Origin of the sequence: Pseudomonas sp. G.S.17 (genome assembly GCF_038096165.1) — a bacterium.
Taxonomy (GTDB): domain Bacteria; phylum Pseudomonadota; class Gammaproteobacteria; order Pseudomonadales; family Pseudomonadaceae; genus Aquipseudomonas.
Genome location: NZ_CP151076.1, coordinates 1,451,668 through 1,471,443 on the forward strand (window position 1 = coordinate 1,451,668; position 19,776 = coordinate 1,471,443).

Sequence of the window (19,776 nt, forward strand, 5' to 3'; positions counted from 1 at the left end):
GTTTTCTCCTCGATGAAGCCTTCAGGTTTATTTACCGCCGCTGCCGGCCACGCTTTCGCCACCACGCGTCAGGTAATACGCGCCGAGAATCGGCAACATGGTCACCAGCATGACCAGCATCGCCACCACATTGGTGACCGGCACGTCCCGAGGGCGGCTGAGCTGGTTGAGCAGCCAGATCGGCAGCGTGCGTTCATGACCCGCCGTAAACGTGGTGACGATGATTTCGTCGAACGACAAGGCAAACGCCAGCATGCCCCCGGCCAGCAGCGCCGAGCCAAGATTGGGCAGAATGATGTAGCGAAAGGTTTGCCAGCCGTCGGCGCCCAAATCCATCGACGCTTCGATGAGGCTGTGGGACGTGCGACGCAAGCGGGCGATGACATTGTTATAGACGATGACCACGCAAAATGTGGCGTGGCCGACAATGATCGTGAACATGCCCGGCTCAATGCCGAGGGTCTTGAACGCTGCCAGCAGCGCCAGCCCGGTAATGATGCCGGGCAGGGCGATGGGCAGGATCAGCATCAGGGAAATCGCGTCCTTGCCGAAAAAATCCCGCCGATACAGCGCAGCCGACGCCAGGGTGCCGAGGACCATGGCGATCAGCGTTGCCACGCAGGCGATCTCCAGAGACAGCTTGATCGCCTCCAGTACGTCAGGCCTCGCGAACGCGACGCTGAACCACTTCAAGGTGAAACCCTGCGGCGGAAAGCTGAAGGCCGCGTCCTGGGTGTTGAAGGCGTACATGAAGATGATCAGGATCGGGAAATGCAGAAACACCAGCCCGCCCCAGGCAGCGATGCGCAAGCCGAGGGAAGGCCGGTCTGTTTGTGGCGCAGGTTTAGAGCGCATCGAAAGCCCCCAGACGCTTGACGATGGACAGGTAAATCGCGATCAGCACAATCGGCACCAGAGTAAACGCGGCCGCCATGGGCATATTGCCAATCGCGCCTTGCTGGGCGTAGACCATGCTGCCGATGAAATACCCCGGCGGGCCGATCAGCTGCGGCACGATGAAATCGCCCAGCGTCAGGGAAAAGGTGAAGATCGAGCCGGCGGCGATCCCGGGAATCGACAGCGGCAGAATCACCTGCATAAAGGTCTGGCGCGGCCTGGCGCCGAGGTCCGCCGACGCTTGCAGCAGGGACGGCGGCAAGCGTTCCAGCGAGGCCTGAATGGGCAAAATCATGAACGGCAGCCAGATATAAACGAACACCAGGAAGCGCCCCAGATACGACGTCGACAATGTGCTGCCGCCAACCCCCGGAATGCCGAGAATGAACTGCAACAGCGGCTCCAGTCCCAGATGCTGGACGAACCACTGCGCGACACCGCCTTTGGCCAGCAGCAACGTCCAGGCGTAGGCCTTGACGATATAACTGGCCCACATCGGCAGCATCACGGCGATGTAAAAGAACGCTTTGATGTTGCCAGTGGTGTAGCGCGCCATGTAGTAAGCAATCGGGAAAGCGATCACGCCACTGGCGATGGAAACCGCGATCGCCATGGCCAGCGTGCGCTTGATGACGTCGAAGTTTGCTGGTTGGAACAGCGCAGTGAAGTTGGCCAGGGTCAGCTGCGGAGTGACCGCCATGGTGAAGTCGTCGAACGTATAGAAACCCTGCCAGATCAGGCTGAGCAGCGAGCCGAAATACACCGCGCCGAACCAGATCAGCGGCGGGATCAGCAACAGCGCCAGATACAGATTCGGGCGTGTGTACAACAGATTGCAAAAGCGTCGCAGCAGTGAACGGCTCGGCTCCGACGCGACCTGGTTCATGACCGTGCCACTGCTGCATCGCTGGCGGGCGCATCCTGCAAGGCAACCATGGCTGCTTTCGCCCAACGCACCGCCATACGCTGGCCGGGCGTGTGCTGTCCGGTATCGTCCAGCCATCGGGTATTGGCCTGGCTGATGCTCAATAGCTGGCCGCTTTCCAGCGCCAATTCGTAACGGGTCGAGCTGCCTTGATACTGAATGTCATGCAGTACGCCGCTGACTTCCATCTCATCGCTGGCCAATGGCCCAGCGGCGAAGCGGATATGTTCCGGGCGAATGGAAAAAGGCTGTGCATTGCCGCTCAGCTGGCGGGCCAGTTCGCCACGCACGACATTCGAGGTGCCAACGAACTCGGCGACAAAGATCGTGGTGGGTTTCATGTACAGATTGCGCGGCGTGTCGACCTGCTCAATGCGGCCTTTATTGAAAACCGCGACCCGGTCGGACATGGACAGCGCTTCAGTCTGGTCATGGGTGACGAAGATGAAGGTGATGCCCAACTGGCGTTGTAGTTTCTTCAGTTCGCCCTGCATTTGCTCGCGCAACTTGAGGTCCAGCGCGCCCAACGGTTCGTCGAGCAACAGCACCCGAGGACGATTGACCAACGCCCTGGCCAAGGCAACCCGCTGGCGCTGACCGCCGGACAGCTGCACCGGTTTGCGCTGGCCATAACCGTCAAGGGCGACCATCGCCAGGGCTTCGTCGGCGCGGGCGTAACGTTCGGCCTTGCCGACACCCTTGACCTTCAATCCGTAGGCAACGTTATCCCGCACGTTCATGTGCGGGAACAGCGCGTAATCCTGAAACACTGTGTTCACGTCGCGTTGGTAGGGCGGCAGGCCAGCGGCTTCTTCGCCATGAATGCGGATCGAGCCCGCGCTGGGCTGTTCGAATCCGGCGATCAGGCGCAGGCAAGTGGTTTTGCCTGAACCTGACGGCCCGAGCATCGAGAAAAACTCGCCATCCTCGATCTCGATGGAAACCCGGTCAACGGCCTTCACCTCGCCAAACTGCCGGGAGACGTTGGTGAACTGGACTGCTAAGGGCATTGTGGTTGCTCCGCTAGACCGCTACATGGCCCCGTTTGTAGGACCGGCTTTAGCCGGGAGGGGAATTGAATTGAGCGGCTCGCGACTAAAGTCGCTCCTACGGTCGCTCCTGCGGCGATTTGCGGGCAGGTCGGAACGCCGCCCGCTTGTTCCAACGGGATACGGATTATCAGCGCCCACCCATAATCGCAATGTAGTCCTGGGTCCAGCGGCTGTAAGGCACGAACTTCCCGCCTTCGGCCTGCGGGGTTTTCCAGAAGGCAATGTGCTCGAATTCATCAAAGCCATTGGTCTTGCAGCCAACCTGGCCAAGCAGTTCACTGGCCTTGCACGCTTCCGGTACCGCTGGCAGCGAGCCGAACCAGGCCGCGACGTCGCCCTGGACTTTCGGTTGCAGCGACCAGTCCATCCATTTGTAGGCGCAATTGGGATGTTTGGCGTCGGCGTGCAGCATGGTCGTGTCAGCCCAGCCGGTGACGCCTTCCTTGGGAATGGTCGAGGCAACGGGCTGTTTGTCGGCCTGCAGGCCATTGACCATGTAGCCCCACGAGCTGGAAGCCGCGACGCCTTCGTTCTTCACGTCGCTCATCTGCACCGTCGCGTCATGCCAGTAGCGGTGGATCAACGGTTGCTGTTTGCGCAGCAGATCCAGCACGGCGGCGTATTGGGTTTCGGTCAGCTGGTAGGGATCGACGATGCCCAGTTCCGGCTTGGCGGATTTGAGGTACAGCGCCGCATCGGCGATATAGATCGGGCCGTCGTAAGCCTGGACACGGCCTTTGTTGGGTTTGCCGTCGGGAAGATCCTGCGCCTCGAACACCACGCTCCAGCTTATCGGTGGCACCGGGAATACCTTGATGTTGTACATCAGGACGTTCGGGCCCCATTGATAGGGCGTGCCGTAGGTCTGCTGGTCCACCACGTACCATGGGCCGCCCTTGAGGCGCGGGTCGAGGTTTTTCCAGTTGGGGATCAGCGCAGTATTGATCGGCTGGACGCGCTTGCCGGCGATCAGTCGCAACGATGCGTCGCCCGAAGCGGTCACCAGGTCGTAGCCGCCTTTGGTCATCAGGCTGACCATTTCGTCGGAAGTCGCGGCGGTCTTGACGTTGACCTTGCAGCCGGTCTGCTGCTCGAAGCCCGTCACCCAGTCGTACGCTTTGTCGCTTTCGCCCCGCTCGATATAGCCCGGCCAGGCCACGATATCCAGTTGACCTTCGCCGTCGCCGACGGCTTTGAGCGTTTCGGCGGCCTGCACGCTGGCGCTGGCGATCAGGCCGGTGACGAGTGCGCTCAGGAGTGCGGTTTTGTGTGCTGACATAAGGATCCCTCTTCTATAGTTATGTTCGGGGCAGTTATCAACAGCGGTGGTACGACGACGGTGACGCGACTTTATTGGAATGCTAACAATGTGCCGGAGCCCCGGTTGCCTTGCAACATCCAGAAGCACACCTGAAGCCCGTGTCGACACACTTCGATTTAATCTGCCTGCCACTGAACTGCCTGACACTGTCAACGGAGGCTTTCCATGAACACACGTGGCTTACTCGACCAACTTCTGAAGTCCGGCCAGCAGATGCTGCAAGACAAGGCGGGCGGCTCGCGAACGGCTGGAAAATCCTCGTCCGGCGGCCTCGGCGATCTGTTGGGTGGCGCGGGCAAGGGCGGCCTGGGCGGCCTGTTGTCGGGTGCCGGAGGTGGCGCGCTGGCGGCGGGTGCTCTCGGCATGCTGCTGGGCAATAAAGGCGGCCGCAAGATGGGCGGCAAAGTGCTGACCTACGGCGGTCTGGCGGCGCTCGGGGTTCTCGCCTACAAAGCTTATGGGAATTGGCAGGCCAGCCAGGGTTCCGCGCCCCAGAATGAACCGCAAACCATTGATCGCCTGCCACCCGCGCAGGTCGAGGAGCACAGCCAGGCGATCTTGCGCGCGCTGGTCGCAGCTGCCAAATCCGATGGTCATGTCGATGAGCGTGAGCGCGCGCTGATTGAGGGCGAATTCACCAAGCTGACCAACGATCAGGAGCTGCAACACTGGCTGCAAGCCGAGTTGAACAAGCCTCTGGACCCTGCAGAAGTCGCCCGCGCCGCCGCGACACCGGAAATGGCCGCAGAGATGTACATCGCCAGCGTCATGCTCGTGGATCAAGAGCACTTCATGGAACGCGCCTATCTCGATGAGCTGGCGCGGCAATTGAAGCTCGAGCCGGGTCTCAAGGCTGAACTGGAAGCGCAGGTGCGCGAGGTGCAATAAACGCGGTTATCCGCCTGGCGCGTTGTTTCCAATAACCCGCTGACCCGAAGGCTCCTCTCGACAGTGGGAAGGGCCTTTTTTTTGGGGGAATCACTCGTTTGCGAAGTAATGAATAATCCAGTCAATTCGTTTGTGTGGCTTGATAGCGTAGGAAATTTCCGATAATTCGGCGGAATAACGCTTTAACTATCTGTGAAACATCCCCTTACTGGGTAAGGCGCTGGGCTATAATCACGCCGCTTTGGGCCGTCTGCCGGTCCGCTTCTTGAACTCGGTGATCACACCGATGTTGAACTCTTGAGGGCTGACTGTGAAGAACTGGACCTTACGCCAACGGATTCTGGCGAGTTTTGCTGTAATCATCGCCATCATGCTGCTGATGGTCGTCGTGTCTTACTCGCGTCTGCAGACGATTGAGTCCAGTGAAGAACAGGTTCGCGTCGATGCACTTCCCGGTGTGTACTTCAGTACGCTGCTGCGCAGTGCATGGGGCGAAAGTTACATTCGCACCCTTGAGCTGATCGGTGAAGGCAAGGGGCGCGAGCTGACAGCAGCGGAAAAAGACCAGTTTTATGAATTCGAGGCTCGTCTGCAGGAACAGGTCGACAACTACAAACGGACCATTTTCGACGACGCCGACCAGGCCAACTTCACCGACTTCGAGAAAAGCCGCGCAACGTACAACCGCCTTATGGCGCAGGTCCACGAGGCCTATCAGCATGGCGACTATGCCACCGCACGCGCAACCTTCTACGACGATATTCGGCCGGTATGGTCCCTGGGCCGTAAACAGTTGAATGGCATCATCGTCGTCAACAAGAAAGTCGCCGACGATGCCACGGACCGCATCGACTCGGCGGTCAGGGCCGCGAAAATCAGCATGGCTATATCGCTACTGGTAGCGATCATTGTTGCCGGTCTGTGTGGCCTGTTCCTGATGCGCTCAATCATGTCGCCCATGCAGCGCATCGTGCAGATTCTCGAAATCATGCGCACCGGCGACTTGAGCAAGCGGCTCAACCTGGATCGTAAAGATGAATTCGGCGCCGTGGAAACCGGTTTCAACGACATGATGACCGAATTGACCGGGCTGGTTTCCCAGGCCCAGCGTTCCTCGGTGCAGGTCACCACGTCCGTCACCGAAATTGCCGCCACCTCCAAGCAGCAGCAGGCGACAGCCACCGAAACTGCCGCGACCACCACCGAAATTGGTGCGACCAGCCGCGAAATCGCGGCGACCTCCCGGGATCTGGTGCGCACCATGATCGAGGTGACCACGGCTGCGGATCAGGCCTCGATTCTCGCCGGTTCGGGCCAGCAGGGCTTGGCGCGCATGGAAGACACGATGCATTCGGTGATGGGCGCTGCGGATCTGGTCAACGCCAAACTGGCCATTCTCAATGAAAAGGCCGGCAACATTAATCAGGTGGTCGTCACTATCGTAAAAGTGGCCGACCAGACCAACCTGTTGTCCCTCAACGCCGCCATCGAGGCTGAAAAAGCCGGTGAATACGGTCGCGGATTTGCGGTTGTCGCCACCGAGGTGCGGCGTCTTGCCGATCAGACGGCCGTCGCCACATATGACATCGAGCAGATGGTCCGGGAAATCCAGTCGGCAGTGTCGGCCGGGGTGATGGGCATGGACAAATTCTCCGAGGAAGTACGCCGGGGCATGTTCGAAGTCACTCAGGTAGGCGAGCAGTTGTCGCAGATCATCCATCAGGTGCAGGCGCTTGCGCCTCGGGTGTTGATGGTCAACGAAGGCATGCAGGCGCAGGCCACGGGTGCTGAACAGATCAATCAGGCGCTGGTGCAGTTGGGCGATGCCAGCAGCCAGACTGTGGAATCCCTGCGCCAGGCCAGCTTCGCCATCGACGAGCTGAGCCAGGTCGCGGTGGGGCTGCGCAGCGGCGTCTCGCGTTTCAAGGTCTGAGCCCGGACCATGAGTGTTCATCCAGTCAAGCGCGGCAGCCACTCGACGTGCAACAACAAGTTGTTTTTGTTGTTTCGCATCGGCGAGGAACGTTACGCACTGGACGCGCTGGAAATCGCTGAAATATTGCCGCGCCTGCAACTCAAGCCGATTGCCCATGCGCCGCATTGGGTGGCCGGGGTGTTCGCCCACCGTGGCACGATGATTCCGGTCGTCGACCTGAGTGCGCTGACTTTCGGCCAGCCCGCGCGAGTACGCACCAGCACCCGGCTGGTGTTGGTGAAATATCGCGTCGATGCCCAGCGCCCGGCGCAACTGCTTGGTTTGATTCTGGAACAGGCCACCGACACGTTGCGTTGCGCGCCCGGCGAGTTCAAGGCGTATGGGCTGGACAATCCTGAAGCACGCTATCTGGGGCCGGTTCGCGAAGACGAGTCGGGCCTGTTGCAATGGATTGGTGTGCAGGATCTGCTTAGTGATGCGGTGCGGGCGCTGTTGTATCCGCTGCCAACTGATGCGGGTGAGGAGCAGTAATGAGCGATCCGGCGCGGTTTTTTGCCTTCCTCAAGGATCGCATCGGTCTGGACGTCGCGTCCGTGGGCGAAGCGATTATCGAACGTGCGCTGCGCCAACGCTGCACGGCCTCCGCGTCGACGAACTACGACAGTTATTGGGCGCTGTTGCACGGTTCGGCCAGCGAACAGCAGGCTTTGATCGAAGCGGTGATTGTCCCGGAAACCTGGTTTTTCCGTTATCCGGAATCCTTCGTCACCCTGGGAAAACTGGTTGGCGAAAGGCTGGCGGTACTGCAGGGTGTGCGTCCGGTACGCATCCTCAGCTTGCCTTGTTCGACGGGTGAAGAACCTTATTCCATCGCCATGGCCTTGTTCGATGCGCATATCGGCACGCAGCAATTCCAGATTGACGCCATGGACATCAGCCCGATCTCCATCGCCCGCGCCGAGTGTGGGGTGTACGGCAAGAATTCTTTTCGCGGGGCCGATACCGCCTTTCGCGAGCGCTATTTCAGTACCGTTGAAGAGGGCTTCCTGGTCGATGAGCGGGTGCGTGATCGTGTTCGTTTCCGTGCTGGCAATCTGCTGGATCCGGGCCTGTTGACCCAGACCGCTTACGATTTTGTGTTCTGTCGCAATCTGCTGATCTATTTTGACCAGCCGACCCAAAAGCAAGTATTTGAAGTACTCAAACGCCTGACCCGCAACGACGGCGTGTTGTTCATCGGACCTGCCGAGGGCAGCCTGTTGACGCGCATGGGCATGCGCTCCATCGGCGTCCCGCAGACGTTTGCATTCAGTCACTACGTCGAGCCACCTCCGCAAACCAGCACGAGTCAGGTGCCACTGCCGCTGGCAAACCTTGCCCGCAGCATGCCGGGCACGGCAGTCGCGCCGCCGGTGCGGATGCCAGCCCGTGCCTACCCGCGAGCGACCGCGCCAACGCTGCGCCCAGCGCCTGTTGCCTCGAAAGCGGCAAGCGGGGCCACGGACGACGTTGCGACCTTGCTGGCAACCATCGCCAGCCTCGCCAATGAAGGCAAGAGCCCTGAAGCGCGGGCGGCGTGCGAGCGTTTCCTGCAACACCACGAACCGGTCGCACAGATTTTCTATTGGCTCGGGTTGCTCAGCGAAGTCGAGGGCAATGCCGCGCTGGCGCAAGGTTTTTACCGCAAGGCCCTTTATTTGCAGCCCCAGCACGCCGAAACACTGGCGCAACTGGCCGCGTTGCTGGAGGCTCAAGGCGACAGCAGCGGTGCGCGTCGCTTGCAGGAGCGCGCCGCCCGTGGCGTGAATAAACAAGGAAGCACGCAATGAGCGGCAGTTACGGCTATGCGAGTTTTACGCACGAAGACGCTCAGGCCATCGATGATTGCTGGAACCGCATTGGCATCCACGGCGACCGCTCCTGCCCGTTGCTGATCGAGCACATTCACTGCCGCAACTGCCCGGTTTACTCCGCAGCAGCCACGCGTCTGCTCGATCGCTATGCCCTGACCCGCGACGACCATGATTACTCGCTGGCCAGCGAGATGCACATCGACATCAAGACCCAGTCGATCCTGGTGTTTCGCCTGGGCGAAGAATGGCTGGCCTTGCCCACCCGTTGCCTGGTGGAAGTTTCGCCATTGCAGGCGATTCACTCGTTACCCCATCAGCGCTCCCGGGCGTTGCTCGGCGTGGCCAATGTACGCGGCGCGCTGGTTGCCTGCCTGTCACTGGTGGAATTGCTGGGCCTGGATCCCGCGCCAGCCCTCGCGCACTCGTTACGGGTCATGCCGCGCATGCTGATCGTCGCGGCCCAGGGCGGTTCGGTGGTGGTGCCGGTGGATGAAGTCGATGGCATTCATGCCATGGACGAAACCCTGCTGGATTCGGCGTCCGCCTCCGGCGCTCACGCCAACGCGCGATTCACCCGGGGTGTGCTGCAGTGGAAGAATTACAGCCTGCGCTTGCTGGATGAAGAGCAATTGATCTCGGCGATCAATCGGAGCCTGACATGACCCCGGATCAAATGCGCGACGCTTCGCTGTTCGAGCTGTTTACTCTGGAAGCCGAAGCCCAGACCCAGGTCCTGAACGCTGGCCTGCTGGCCCTTGAACGCAACCCGACCCAGGCCGAGTACCTGGAATCCTGCATGCGCGCCGCCCACTCGCTCAAGGGCGCGGCACGCATCGTCGGGGTTGAGTTCGGCGTCAGTGTTTCTCACGTCATGGAGGACTGTCTGGTCAGCGCCCAGGAAGGTCGCCTGCACTTGCAGCCCGAGCATATCGACGCCTTGTTGCAGGGCACCGACTTGCTGATGCGTATCGCCACGCCCGGCGCGAGCAATGTCGGACAAGCCGACATCGATGCCTATGTGGCGCGGATGAACACCTTGCTCAAACAGGGCGCGGGCATGTTGCGCGGCGCGACGTTGCTGCCTGCTGCGACCGAGTCTGCGGCCGACTCGGCACTGCTGGCCAACGCCCTGTTATTGGCTGACCTGGCGCTGTCCGGTGTCGCGATCCAGGCGAGCGCCGACAGCGCTGTGCAGCCTGCCGCCGACACAGCAACGGCCGAGCCTCAACCCGGCCCCGCCGCCTCGCCGCGCCGCAACCGACGGGCCACTGAAGGTGGCGAGCGGGTGTTGCGGGTTACCGCCGAGCGTTTAAATGGCTTGCTGGACATGTCCAGTAAATCCCTGGTCGAGACCCAACGCCTCAAGCCGTTTCTGACCAATATGCAGCGCCTCAAGCGTCTGCAAGGCAACAGTCAGCGCGCACTGGATGACCTTGAAGCCGGCTTCGGCGAAACCGGTATGGCGCCAGAGGCCCAGAAAGCCCTGCACGAAGCGCGTCGGTTGTTGGCCGAGGCGCAACAGATGCTGATCCATCAGACTGCCGAGCTGGATGAGTTCGGCTGGCTGGCGGCGCAGCGTTCCCAGCAGCTGTATGACATGGCGCTGGCCTGTCGCATGCGGCCGTTTGCCGACGTGTTAAGTGGTCAGGCGCGGATGGTCCGCGATCTGGGCCGCGAACTGGGCAAGCAGGTGCGCCTGGAAATCGAAGGCGAGAAAACCCAGGTTGACCGCGATGTGCTGGAAAAACTTGAAGCACCGCTGACCCATCTGCTGCGCAATGCTGTGGACCATGGCATTGAGCTGCCGGAAGAACGTATCGCGGCGGGTAAGCCTGCCGAGGGTCTGATCCGGCTCAAGGCCTCGCATCAGGCCGGTCAATTGCTGGTTGAACTGAGTGACGACGGCAACGGCGTCGATCTGGAGAAGCTGCGCAGCAATATCGTCAAGCGCCAGTTGTCACCCGCCGAAACTGCCGCGCTGTTGAGCGAGGAAGAGTTGTTGAGCTTCCTGTTCCTGCCGGGTTTCAGCATGCGCGACAAGGTCACGGAAATTTCCGGGCGCGGCGTCGGACTCGATGCGGTGCAGGACATGGTGCGCCAGTTGCACGGTGGCGTCGGGCTCGAACAGGTCGCGGGGCAGGGCAGTCGTTTTCTGCTGGAAATGCCGCTGACCCTTTCGGTGGTGCGCAGTCTGGTCGTGGAAGTGGGCGGTGAAGCCTACGCCTTTCCGCTGGCGCACATCGAACGCATGAGCGACGTAGCGTCTGACGACATCATCCAGCTCGAAGGCCGCCAGCATTTCTGGCACGAGGGGCGGCATGTGGGGCTGGTTGCCGCCAGCCAGTTGCTGCAACGACCGTCCGGGCAAAACACCGATGGCGTGCTCAAAGTCGTGGTGATCCGCGAACGTGACGCCGTGTATGGCGTGGCGGTGGAGCGCTTCATCGGCGAGCGCACGCTGGTGGTCTTGCCCCTGGATCCGCGTCTGGGCAAAGTCCAGGACATCTCGGCCGGTGCATTGCTGGACGATGGTTCGGCGGTGCTGATCATCGATGTTGAAGACATGCTGCGTTCGGTGGAAAAACTGCTGAATACCGGGCGTCTGGAGCGTATCGATCAACGCAATCACCAGGTCGACGCGGTCACTCGCAAGCGCGTGCTGGTGGTGGATGACTCGCTGACGGTGCGCGAGCTGGAGCGCAAGTTGCTGGTCAATCGCGGCTATGAAGTAACGGTTGCCGTGGACGGTATGGATGGCTGGAATGCCTTGCGTGCCGAAAATTTTGACTTGTTGATTACTGACATCGACATGCCGCGCATGGATGGCATCGAACTGGTCACGCTGTTACGCCGGGACTCGCGTCTGCAGTCGCTGCCGGTGATGGTGGTTTCGTACAAGGATCGTGAGGAAGATCGGCGCCGTGGTCTGGATGCCGGTGCGGATTATTACCTGGCCAAGGCCAGTTTTCATGACGACGCGCTGCTCGATGCCGTTGCCGAATTGATCGGGGATGCTCACGGATGAAAATTGCAATCGTCAACGACATGCCGCTGGCTATCGAGGCGTTGCGTCGCGCGCTGGCCTTTGAGCCTGCGCATCAAGTGGTCTGGGTGGCGTCCGACGGCGCCGAAGCGGTGCGGCGTTGTGCCGAGCTGACGCCTGACCTGATCCTGATGGACCTGATCATGCCGGTGATGGATGGCGTGGAGGCAACGCGGCAGATCATGGCGGCGACACCCTGCGCCATCGTCGTGGTCACTGTGGACCGTGAGCAGAACGTGCATCGCGTATTCGAGGCCATGGGTTACGGCGCGCTGGACGTGGTGGACACGCCCGCCATCGGTGGCAGCAACCCCAAGGAAGCCGCCGCGCCCTTGCTGCGCAAGATTCTCAATATTGGCTGGTTGATCGGTCAGCGCGGTACGCGCGAACCCGCCGCCGCGACCCCGATCCGCACGGCCGTGCAACGTCGCGGCCTGGTTGCCATCGGCTCTTCGGCGGGCGGTCCGGCAGCCCTGGAAATTCTCTTGAAGGGGCTTCCGGTGAACTTCCCGGCGGCCATCGTGCTGGTGCAACACGTCGATCAGGTGTTTGCCGCAGGCATGGCCGAATGGTTGAGCAGCGCGTCCGGTTTGCCGGTGCGCCTGGCCAGGGACGGCGAACCACCGTGCAGCGGCACGGTTCTACTGGCAGGCACCAATCACCATATCCGCATGTTGAAGAACGGCACGCTGGCCTATACCGCCGAGCCGGTTAACGAAATCTACCGGCCCTCGATCGACGTATTTTCGAGAGTGTGGCCCGCTACTGGAACGGTGACGCCGTGGGCGTTTTATTGACTGGAATGGGACGCGACGGCGCTCAGGGACTCAAGTTAATGCGCCAGCAAGGTTATCTGACCATCGCGCAGGATCAGCAGTCCTGTGCGGTTTATGGCATGCCCAAGGCTGCCGCCGCTATCGATGCCGCTGACGAGATCCGACCGCTGGACACCATTGCGCCTCGCTTGAGAGAGGTGTTTACCCAATGACGCCCCCGTTGAGTCCATTGCCACCTGGTGCTCAGGAGTTCCCAAATGAATGACCTGCAGATGGACAATTTCAAGTCCTCCGATGAAAACGCTGCAATGGTATTGCTGGTCGACGATCAGGCCATGATCGGCGAAGCGGTCCGTCGCGGGCTGGCCAATGAAGAAAACATCGATTTTCATTTTTGCGCCGACCCTCACCAGGCCATCGCCCAGGCTGTGCTGATCAAGCCGACGGTGATTCTCCAGGACCTGGTGATGCCGGGGCTGGATGGCCTGACGCTGGTGCGCGAATACCGTAACAATCCGCTGACCAAGGACATCCCGATCATTGTGCTGTCCACCAAGGAAGACCCGCTGATCAAGAGTGCCGCGTTCGCCGCCGGTGCCAACGATTATCTGGTCAAGCTGCCGGACAACATCGAACTGGTGGCGCGCATCCGCTATCACTCGCGGTCCTACATGACGCTGCTGCAACGTGACGAGGCCTACCGCGCCTTGCGCGTCAGCCAGCAACAGCTGCTCGACACCAATCTGGTGCTGCAGCGCCTGATGAACTCCGACGGCTTGACCGGGTTGTCCAATCGTCGTCATTTCGATGAATACCTGGAGCTGGAATGGCGTCGCGCGATCCGTGAACAGTCGCAGTTGTCGCTGATGATGATCGATGTGGACTTCTTCAAGGCCTTCAACGATAACTTCGGGCACCTGGAAGGCGACGAAGCGCTGCGTCAGGTCGCCAAGGCGATTCGCGCCAGCTGCGCACGCCCGTCGGACCTGCCGGCGCGTTACGGTGGTGAAGAATTTGCCCTGGTGCTGCCCAACACCTCGCCCGGCGGCGCGCGCCTGCTGGCTGAAAAGTTGCGCATGACCGTGGCCGGCATGAATATCCCGCACATCGCCCCGGCGCCGGGTTCGAGCCTGACCGTCAGCATTGGCGTGGCGACCATGATCCCGCCGGTGGGCAGCAACAGCCGGCAATTGATTCAGGACGCCGACCAAGGCCTGTATGCCGCCAAGCACAACGGGCGCAATCAGGTTTCGGTGGGGTAAACGGTGTGTACCTGTGGGAGCCGAGCTTGCTCGCGAAGACGATGGGCCAGACGCTGAAAATGCTTTGGATCTACTTGCCTCTTCGCGAGCAAGCTCGCTCCCACACAGTCTGCACGGATATCTATCGGCTCTTTAATGGCTGGCTCTGCCCAACGGACTGCCCTCCCGGCACGCAGCGGTGTATACTCGCCGGCTTTGAAAATTTCGCCTGCGAGTGCTGCCTACCATGGAAATCAACCCGATCCTAAACAGCATCAAGGACCTGTCCGAGCGCTCCGAAACCATTCGGGGGTATCTTTGACTACGATCACAAACATGATCGTCTGACCGAAGTAAACCGCGAGCTCGAAGATCCTAACGTCTGGAACAAACCCGAATACGCCCAGAGCCTGGGCCGCGAGCGCGCCTTGCTCTCGCAGATCGTCGACACCCTGGACGAAATGTCCACCGGGCTGGTCGATGCCAAAGACCTGCTGCTGATGTCCGCCGAAGAAGAAGACCAGGCCGCCGTCGATGACGTTGCCGCTGAAGTCGAGCGTCTGCGCGAGTCGCTGGAGAAGCTGGAATTCCGCCGCATGTTCAGCGGTGACATGGACGCGAACAACGCTTACCTGGACATCCAGGCCGGTTCCGGCGGCACCGAAGCGCAGGACTGGGCCAACATCCTGCTGCGCATGTACCTGCGCTGGGCTGACAAGCGCGGCTTCGAAGCGATCATCATGGAGCTGTCGGCCGGTGAAGTCGCCGGTATCAAGGGCGCCACGGTCCACATCAAGGGCGAGTACGCCTTCGGCTGGCTGAAGACCGAGATCGGTGTGCATCGTCTGGTGCGCAAAAGCCCGTTCGACTCCGGCAACCGTCGCCATACCTCGTTCTCGGCCGTGTTCGTTTCGCCGGAAATCGATGACAACATCGAAATCGACATCAATCCGTCGGACCTGCGCATTGACACCTACCGCTCCTCGGGTGCCGGTGGTCAGCACGTAAACACCACCGACTCGGCGGTACGTATCACCCACGTTCCGACCAACACCGTGGTCTGCTGCCAGAACGAACGTTCCCAGCACGCCAACAAAGACACCGCGATGAAGATGTTGCGCGCGCGTCTGTACGAACAGGAAATCCAGAAGCGCAATGCCGCTTCCCAGGCCGTGGAAGACACCAAGTCCGACATTGGCTGGGGTCACCAGATCCGCTCGTACGTGCTCGATGCCTCGCGGATCAAGGATCTGCGTACCAACATCGAACGCAGCGACTGCGACAAGGTGCTCGACGGCGACATCGACGAATACCTGATCGCAAGCCTCAAACAAGGGCTGTAAATACGCGCAGCCACCCCCGGTTTTCCGGCGCGTGGCTTGCCCGCGATCCCCTGCCGCAGGCGGGGGACAACGAACCTGTGATGGAATATCTAAAGACATGAGCGACCAACAACTCGACCCGCAAGCCCTGCAACAGGAAGAAAACACCCTGATCGCCCTGCGCAAGGAAAAGCTTGCTGCCGAGCGCGCCAAGGGTCAGGCCTTCCCGAACGACTTCCGCCGTGACAGCTACTGTGAAGACCTGCAGAAGCAATACGTCGACAAGACCAAGGAAGAACTGGCTGAAGCGGCGATCCCGGTCAAGGTTGCCGGTCGTCTCATGCTCAACCGCGGTTCGTTCATGGTGATCCAGGACATGTCCGGGCGCATCCAGGTTTACGTCAACCGCAAGACGCTTTCGGAAGAAACCCTGGCCGCCGTCAAGACCTGGGACTTGGGCGACATCATTGCCGCCGAAGGCACCCTGGCGCGTTCCGGCAAGGGCGACCTGTATGTCGAAATGACCAACGTGCGCCTGCTGACCAAGTCGCTGCGTCCGCTGCCGGACAAGCACCACGGCCTGACCGACACCGAAACCCGCTATCGCCAGCGTTATGTCGACCTGATCGTCAATGACGACGTGCGTCAGACCTTCCGCGTGCGTTCGCAAGTCATCGCGCACATCCGCAGCTTCCTGATGAAGCGCGACTTTCTCGAAGTCGAAACACCGATGTTGCAGACCATTCCAGGTGGCGCAGCCGCCAAGCCGTTCGAGACTCACCACAACGCGTTGGACATGGACATGTTCCTGCGCATTGCGCCCGAGCTGTACCTCAAACGTCTGGTTGTCGGTGGCTTCGAGAAGGTCTTCGAGATCAACCGCAACTTCCGTAACGAAGGCGTCTCGACCCGTCACAACCCAGAGTTCACGATGCTTGAGTTCTATCAGGCGTACGCAGACTACGAAGACAACATGGACCTCACCGAGGAACTGTTCCGCGAACTGGCGCAGTTGGTCCTGGGCAGCACCGACGTGCCTTACGGCGACAAGGTGTTCCATTTCGGCGAACCGTTCGTGCGCTTGTCGGTGTTCGATTCGATCCTGAAATACAACCCGGAACTGACCGCTGCCGATCTCGAAGACATCGACAAGGCGCGGGCCATCGCCAAGAAAGCCGGCGCCAAGGTGCTGGGTTTCGAAGGCCTGGGTAAATTGCAGGTGATGATTTTCGAAGAGCTGGTCGAGCACAAGCTTGAACAGCCGCACTTCATTACCCAATACCCGTTCGAAGTGTCGCCGCTGGCGCGCCGCAACGACGACAACCCGAATGTCACTGACCGCTTCGAATTGTTCATCGGTGGCCGTGAAATCGCCAACGCCTATTCCGAGTTGAACGACGCGGAAGACCAGGCCGAGCGCTTCATGGCTCAGGTGGCCGACAAGGACGCCGGTGACGACGAAGCCATGCATTACGACGCTGACTTCGTTCGCGCCCTGGAATACGGCATGCCGCCAACCGCCGGTGAAGGTATCGGCATCGACCGCCTGGTGATGCTGCTCACCAACGCCCCGTCGATCCGCGACGTGATCCTCTTCCCGCACATGCGCCCGCAAGCGTAAGTGACGTGAAAACCAGCCGCCTTTGATGGGCGGCTTTTTTATGTCTTGCTGGTGGTGCGGATGTTGGGGCGAGGCTTGCTGTAGGACCGGCTTTAGCCGGGAGGGCAATTGGCGCTCTCGCTCTCGCTCTCGCGACTAAAGTCGCTCCTAGGGCCGATTCGCAGGCAAGTCGGAACGCTGACCGCTCCAGCAGAGTCTGCGTCTGGCCGCGGATATATTGATCAAAGGAACCCCGTCGTGACCCGTTCTATCGCGCAAAATGGAGCTGCAGGAGCCGCCACCGCCGTGGCGAAAAGTGTCGAGTATCGCGGCCGCAAAGCGAGCCGGGAGGGCAGCGAGCAGCGTCGACAGCAGATTCTCGACGCAGCCATGCGGATTGTGGTGCGCGATGGCGTGCGTGGAGTGCGGCATCGGGCCGTTGCCGCCGAGGCCAGCGTGCCGCTCTCGGCAACCACCTACTATTTCAAGGACATCGATGACCTGCTCACCGATGCCTTCTCGCAATACGTCGAGCGCAGCGCCGCGTATATGGCCAGGCTCTGGGAAAACACCGAAGTCGTACTGCGCGACATGCTTGCCCGCAACGATGGCTCAGCTGGCGCGCGTTCACATCTGGCCGATGAAATCGCCGGCATGGCCATGGAGTACATTCGTCATCAATTGCTGACGCGGCGCGACTTTCTGATTGCCGAACATGCCTTCCACCACGAAGCCTTGATCAACCCGCGTCTGGCCCGTCTGGTCAGCGCGCATCAGGAAATTCTGCTGCAAGGCACCTGTCAGTTTTTGCAGGTCATGGGCTCGGCGCAGCCACTTCAGGACGCTCAAGTGTTGACGGGGGTAATGTGCCGGATGGAATATCAGGCTCTATTGCACGGCCCGCAGCCCGACGCGGACAAGGAAAACCTCGGTATTCTTACTCGCCAGATGCATCTGGTGCTGGGCACAGCGAACCCTGCTGGCGAGTGACATGCCCTTTCGGGAGCCCCCCATGAAAGCCTGGCGTCTGGTCATAGTTTTGTCGTTCCTGCTGCTCAGCGGCTGTCTGGTGACCTTCAAGGACCCAATCCCCGCCCATGACGCTGCGCCAGCGCAGTCGCTCGGGACCTGGACCAGCAAGAACGCCTGGGGCGAACCCCTTGAGCTGGAGATCAAACGCGCCGGCAACAATCAATACAAGGCAACCAGCTATCGTAAAGGTGACCGCAAGAACCGCGATGAATACGCTTTTACCGTGGCGCGACACGGCAGTCGCTGGTACCTGTCGGCGGGTCTGCCGGAGAAATACGGCTCTAATTTCGTGATTGCCGGGTTTGAATTGACGGAAAACGATGAACTGGTGGTCTACAACCTGGATCTGGATCACATCAGGCAGTGGACCGAGCAAAAGCTGCTCGACGGGCAGACGATGGAAACCGAGAAAGGCGACGGTGTATTGATCACCAGCCCGCTTGAAACCGTGTTCGGCTACCTTGACGATCCGGCCAATTCAGATGTTTTCCTTGAGGTGGCGCGGTACCAGCGCCTACCCAAGTAGGGCTACACGCTCACCAACGAAGGCCCAACCAACCAAGGCCTGACCAACGAAGGAGCATGGGGTGGACGAGTACCAGCAGACTATTCGTACGTTGTCGGATCGGATCGTTTTGGCGCAAACGCCGATCCGTGTTCTGGATGCGGTGAAATGGGACGATACCGTGCGCAAGGATTTCCTCGCCGCCAAGGGCAAGGCCATGCCTGCCGTGGATCGCGCCTACTACGAAAATCGACCTCTGGGTTTTGACTCCGGCGCCGTCAAGCTGGAGTTCCAGAACATCGAGCGCGACCTCACCCGGCAACTGGGTCAGTTCAACCCGGTGGGGCAGATCATGCGGCGCATGTGCAAGGAATACCGCATGGTGATCCGCATGCTCGAAGCGCGGGGCACGCCGGACTTCGGCTTGATCTCCCAGGAACTCTATGGCGCGGCCTCGGACGCGTTTCATGCCGGTGACCCGACGCTGTCCGATCTGGGCCTGATGCTGTCGGATTACCTGAACAACATCGCCGGTCGTGGCGACCTCAAGGATGAAGCCAAGACCCTCACCGCCAAGGACGCCGTGGCGATGCTGCAAAGCCGCCTGAACAAGGTCTTTGGCGAAGCCGAGGAAACCATCCGGGTGTTCGAGTCCGATGGCATCGTCGCCGACGCTGCCGCAGGTGCCGACTACATTAAGATCCGCACCGACGCGATGTTCAACGAACGTGACGTGCGCGCCCTGGAAGTTCACGAAGGTCTGGTGCATGTCGGCACCACCCTAAACGGCCAGAACCAGCCGATCTGCACCTTTCTGTCCAAGGGTCCGCCGTCGTCGACCGTGACTCAGGAAGGCCTGGCAATCCTCATGGAAGTCATCGCCTTTGCGTCCTATCCGAGTCGCCTGCGCAAGCTGACCAACCGCACCCGGGCGATTCATATGGCCGAGGAGGGCGCCGACTTTCTGCAGGTTTTCGAGTTCTACCGCGAGCAGGGCTTCGGCATGTCGGAAAGCTATGGCAACGCCAGTCGGGTTTTCCGGGGATCGGTGCCCAATGGTCTGCCATTTACCAAAGACTTGTCCTACCTCAAGGGCTTCATCATGGTTTACAACTATATTCAGCTGGCGGTCCGCAAAGGCAAGCTGGAACAAGTGCCGCTGCTGTTCTGCGGCAAAACCACTCTGGAAGACATGCGCACCTTGCGGCAGTTGGTCGATGAAGGGCTGGTGGTCCCGCCGAAATACCTGCCGGAACAGTTTCGCGACATGAACGCCTTGTCAGCCTGGATGTGTTTCTCGAACTTCCTCAACCACCTGAGCCTGGACCGGATCGAAGCGGATTATTCGAATATTTTGTAGGGGAGTCTGTGGGAGCGAGCTTGCT

16 protein-coding genes and 1 pseudogene are annotated in these 19,776 nt (G+C 60.4%); 13 read left to right on the forward strand and 4 right to left on the reverse strand.

Annotated elements, in window-relative coordinates:
- Nucleotides 1-27: 27 nt before the first annotated feature.
- From AABC73_RS06550 to ydcS, 4 genes are all read right to left on the reverse strand, one after another.
- Nucleotides 28-855 (reverse strand): ABC transporter permease, encoded by an 828-nt coding sequence (locus AABC73_RS06550; protein ID WP_341522921.1) that lies wholly within the window; start codon nucleotides 853-855, stop codon nucleotides 28-30.
- On the reverse strand, nucleotides 845-1,783 hold the full coding sequence (locus tag AABC73_RS06555; RefSeq protein ID WP_341522922.1) for an ABC transporter permease: 939 nt from the start codon (nucleotides 1,781-1,783) through the stop codon (nucleotides 845-847). The genes AABC73_RS06550 and AABC73_RS06555 overlap by 11 nt, the downstream gene beginning before the upstream one ends.
- Nucleotides 1,780-2,832, reverse strand: coding sequence for an ABC transporter ATP-binding protein (locus AABC73_RS06560; RefSeq protein WP_341522923.1), 1,053 nt, complete (start codon nucleotides 2,830-2,832; stop codon nucleotides 1,780-1,782). Before AABC73_RS06560 ends, AABC73_RS06555 begins: the two co-directional genes overlap by 4 nt.
- A gap of 169 nt (nucleotides 2,833-3,001) precedes the next feature.
- On the reverse strand, nucleotides 3,002-4,153 hold the full coding sequence (gene ydcS / locus AABC73_RS06565; RefSeq protein WP_341522924.1) for a putative ABC transporter substrate-binding protein YdcS: 1,152 nt from the start codon (nucleotides 4,151-4,153) through the stop codon (nucleotides 3,002-3,004).
- Nucleotides 4,154-4,360: 207 nt separating this feature from the next.
- Between ydcS and AABC73_RS06570 the strand changes: the two genes are divergently transcribed.
- The 13 genes and pseudogenes from AABC73_RS06570 (at nucleotide 4,361) to AABC73_RS06630 (ending at nucleotide 19,751) form a co-directional block, all read left to right on the forward strand.
- Nucleotides 4,361-5,083, forward strand: a complete 723-nt coding sequence (locus AABC73_RS06570; protein WP_341522925.1) for a tellurite resistance TerB family protein — start codon at nucleotides 4,361-4,363, stop codon at nucleotides 5,081-5,083.
- 310 nt (nucleotides 5,084-5,393) lie between these two features.
- Nucleotides 5,394-7,016 carry a methyl-accepting chemotaxis protein gene (locus AABC73_RS06575; RefSeq protein ID WP_341522926.1) on the forward strand — a complete coding sequence of 541 codons (1,623 nt, stop codon included), beginning with the start codon at nucleotides 5,394-5,396 and terminating at the stop codon, nucleotides 7,014-7,016.
- A 9-nt stretch (nucleotides 7,017-7,025) separates the two neighbouring features.
- Nucleotides 7,026-7,550 carry a chemotaxis protein CheW gene (locus AABC73_RS06580; protein ID WP_341522927.1) on the forward strand — a complete coding sequence of 175 codons (525 nt, stop codon included), beginning with the start codon at nucleotides 7,026-7,028 and terminating at the stop codon, nucleotides 7,548-7,550.
- The gene (locus AABC73_RS06585) at nucleotides 7,550-8,848 is read left to right on the forward strand and encodes a protein-glutamate O-methyltransferase CheR (protein ID WP_341522928.1); all 1,299 of its coding nucleotides are present in this window, start codon (nucleotides 7,550-7,552) and stop codon (nucleotides 8,846-8,848) included. The genes AABC73_RS06580 and AABC73_RS06585 overlap by 1 nt, the downstream gene beginning before the upstream one ends.
- Nucleotides 8,845-9,534, forward strand: a complete 690-nt coding sequence (locus AABC73_RS06590; RefSeq protein WP_341522929.1) for a chemotaxis protein CheW — start codon at nucleotides 8,845-8,847, stop codon at nucleotides 9,532-9,534. Before AABC73_RS06585 ends, AABC73_RS06590 begins: the two co-directional genes overlap by 4 nt.
- On the forward strand, nucleotides 9,531-11,897 hold the full coding sequence (locus AABC73_RS06595; protein WP_341522930.1) for a hybrid sensor histidine kinase/response regulator: 2,367 nt from the start codon (nucleotides 9,531-9,533) through the stop codon (nucleotides 11,895-11,897). The genes AABC73_RS06590 and AABC73_RS06595 overlap by 4 nt, the downstream gene beginning before the upstream one ends.
- Nucleotides 11,894-12,903 (forward strand): annotated as a pseudogene (locus AABC73_RS06600) (chemotaxis response regulator protein-glutamate methylesterase). Before AABC73_RS06595 ends, AABC73_RS06600 begins: the two are co-directional and overlap by 4 nt.
- A 45-nt stretch (nucleotides 12,904-12,948) precedes the next feature.
- Nucleotides 12,949-13,953, forward strand: a complete 1,005-nt coding sequence (locus AABC73_RS06605; protein ID WP_341522931.1) for a PleD family two-component system response regulator — start codon at nucleotides 12,949-12,951, stop codon at nucleotides 13,951-13,953.
- A 226-nt stretch (nucleotides 13,954-14,179) separates the two neighbouring features.
- A protein-coding gene (gene prfB, locus AABC73_RS06610) for a peptide chain release factor 2 (protein WP_139110540.1) occupies nucleotides 14,180-15,275 on the forward strand; the annotation gives its coding sequence in 2 pieces (ribosomal slippage) (nucleotides 14,180-14,251 and nucleotides 14,253-15,275; 1,095 coding nt in all).
- Nucleotides 15,276-15,372: 97 nt separating this feature from the next.
- The gene (gene lysS, locus AABC73_RS06615) at nucleotides 15,373-16,875 is read left to right on the forward strand and encodes a lysine--tRNA ligase (protein WP_065834771.1); all 1,503 of its coding nucleotides are present in this window, start codon (nucleotides 15,373-15,375) and stop codon (nucleotides 16,873-16,875) included.
- Nucleotides 16,876-17,112: 237 nt separating this feature from the next.
- The gene (locus AABC73_RS06620) at nucleotides 17,113-17,844 is read left to right on the forward strand and encodes a TetR family transcriptional regulator (protein WP_341522932.1); all 732 of its coding nucleotides are present in this window, start codon (nucleotides 17,113-17,115) and stop codon (nucleotides 17,842-17,844) included.
- Between the two features lie 22 nt (nucleotides 17,845-17,866).
- Nucleotides 17,867-18,412 (forward strand): hypothetical protein, encoded by a 546-nt coding sequence (locus AABC73_RS06625; protein ID WP_341522933.1) that lies wholly within the window; start codon nucleotides 17,867-17,869, stop codon nucleotides 18,410-18,412.
- Between the two features lie 61 nt (nucleotides 18,413-18,473).
- A complete protein-coding gene (locus AABC73_RS06630; protein WP_341522934.1) occupies nucleotides 18,474-19,751 on the forward strand; it encodes a flavohemoglobin expression-modulating QEGLA motif protein in 1,278 nt (425 codons plus the stop codon).
- The last annotated feature ends 25 nt before the right edge of the window (nucleotides 19,752-19,776 follow it).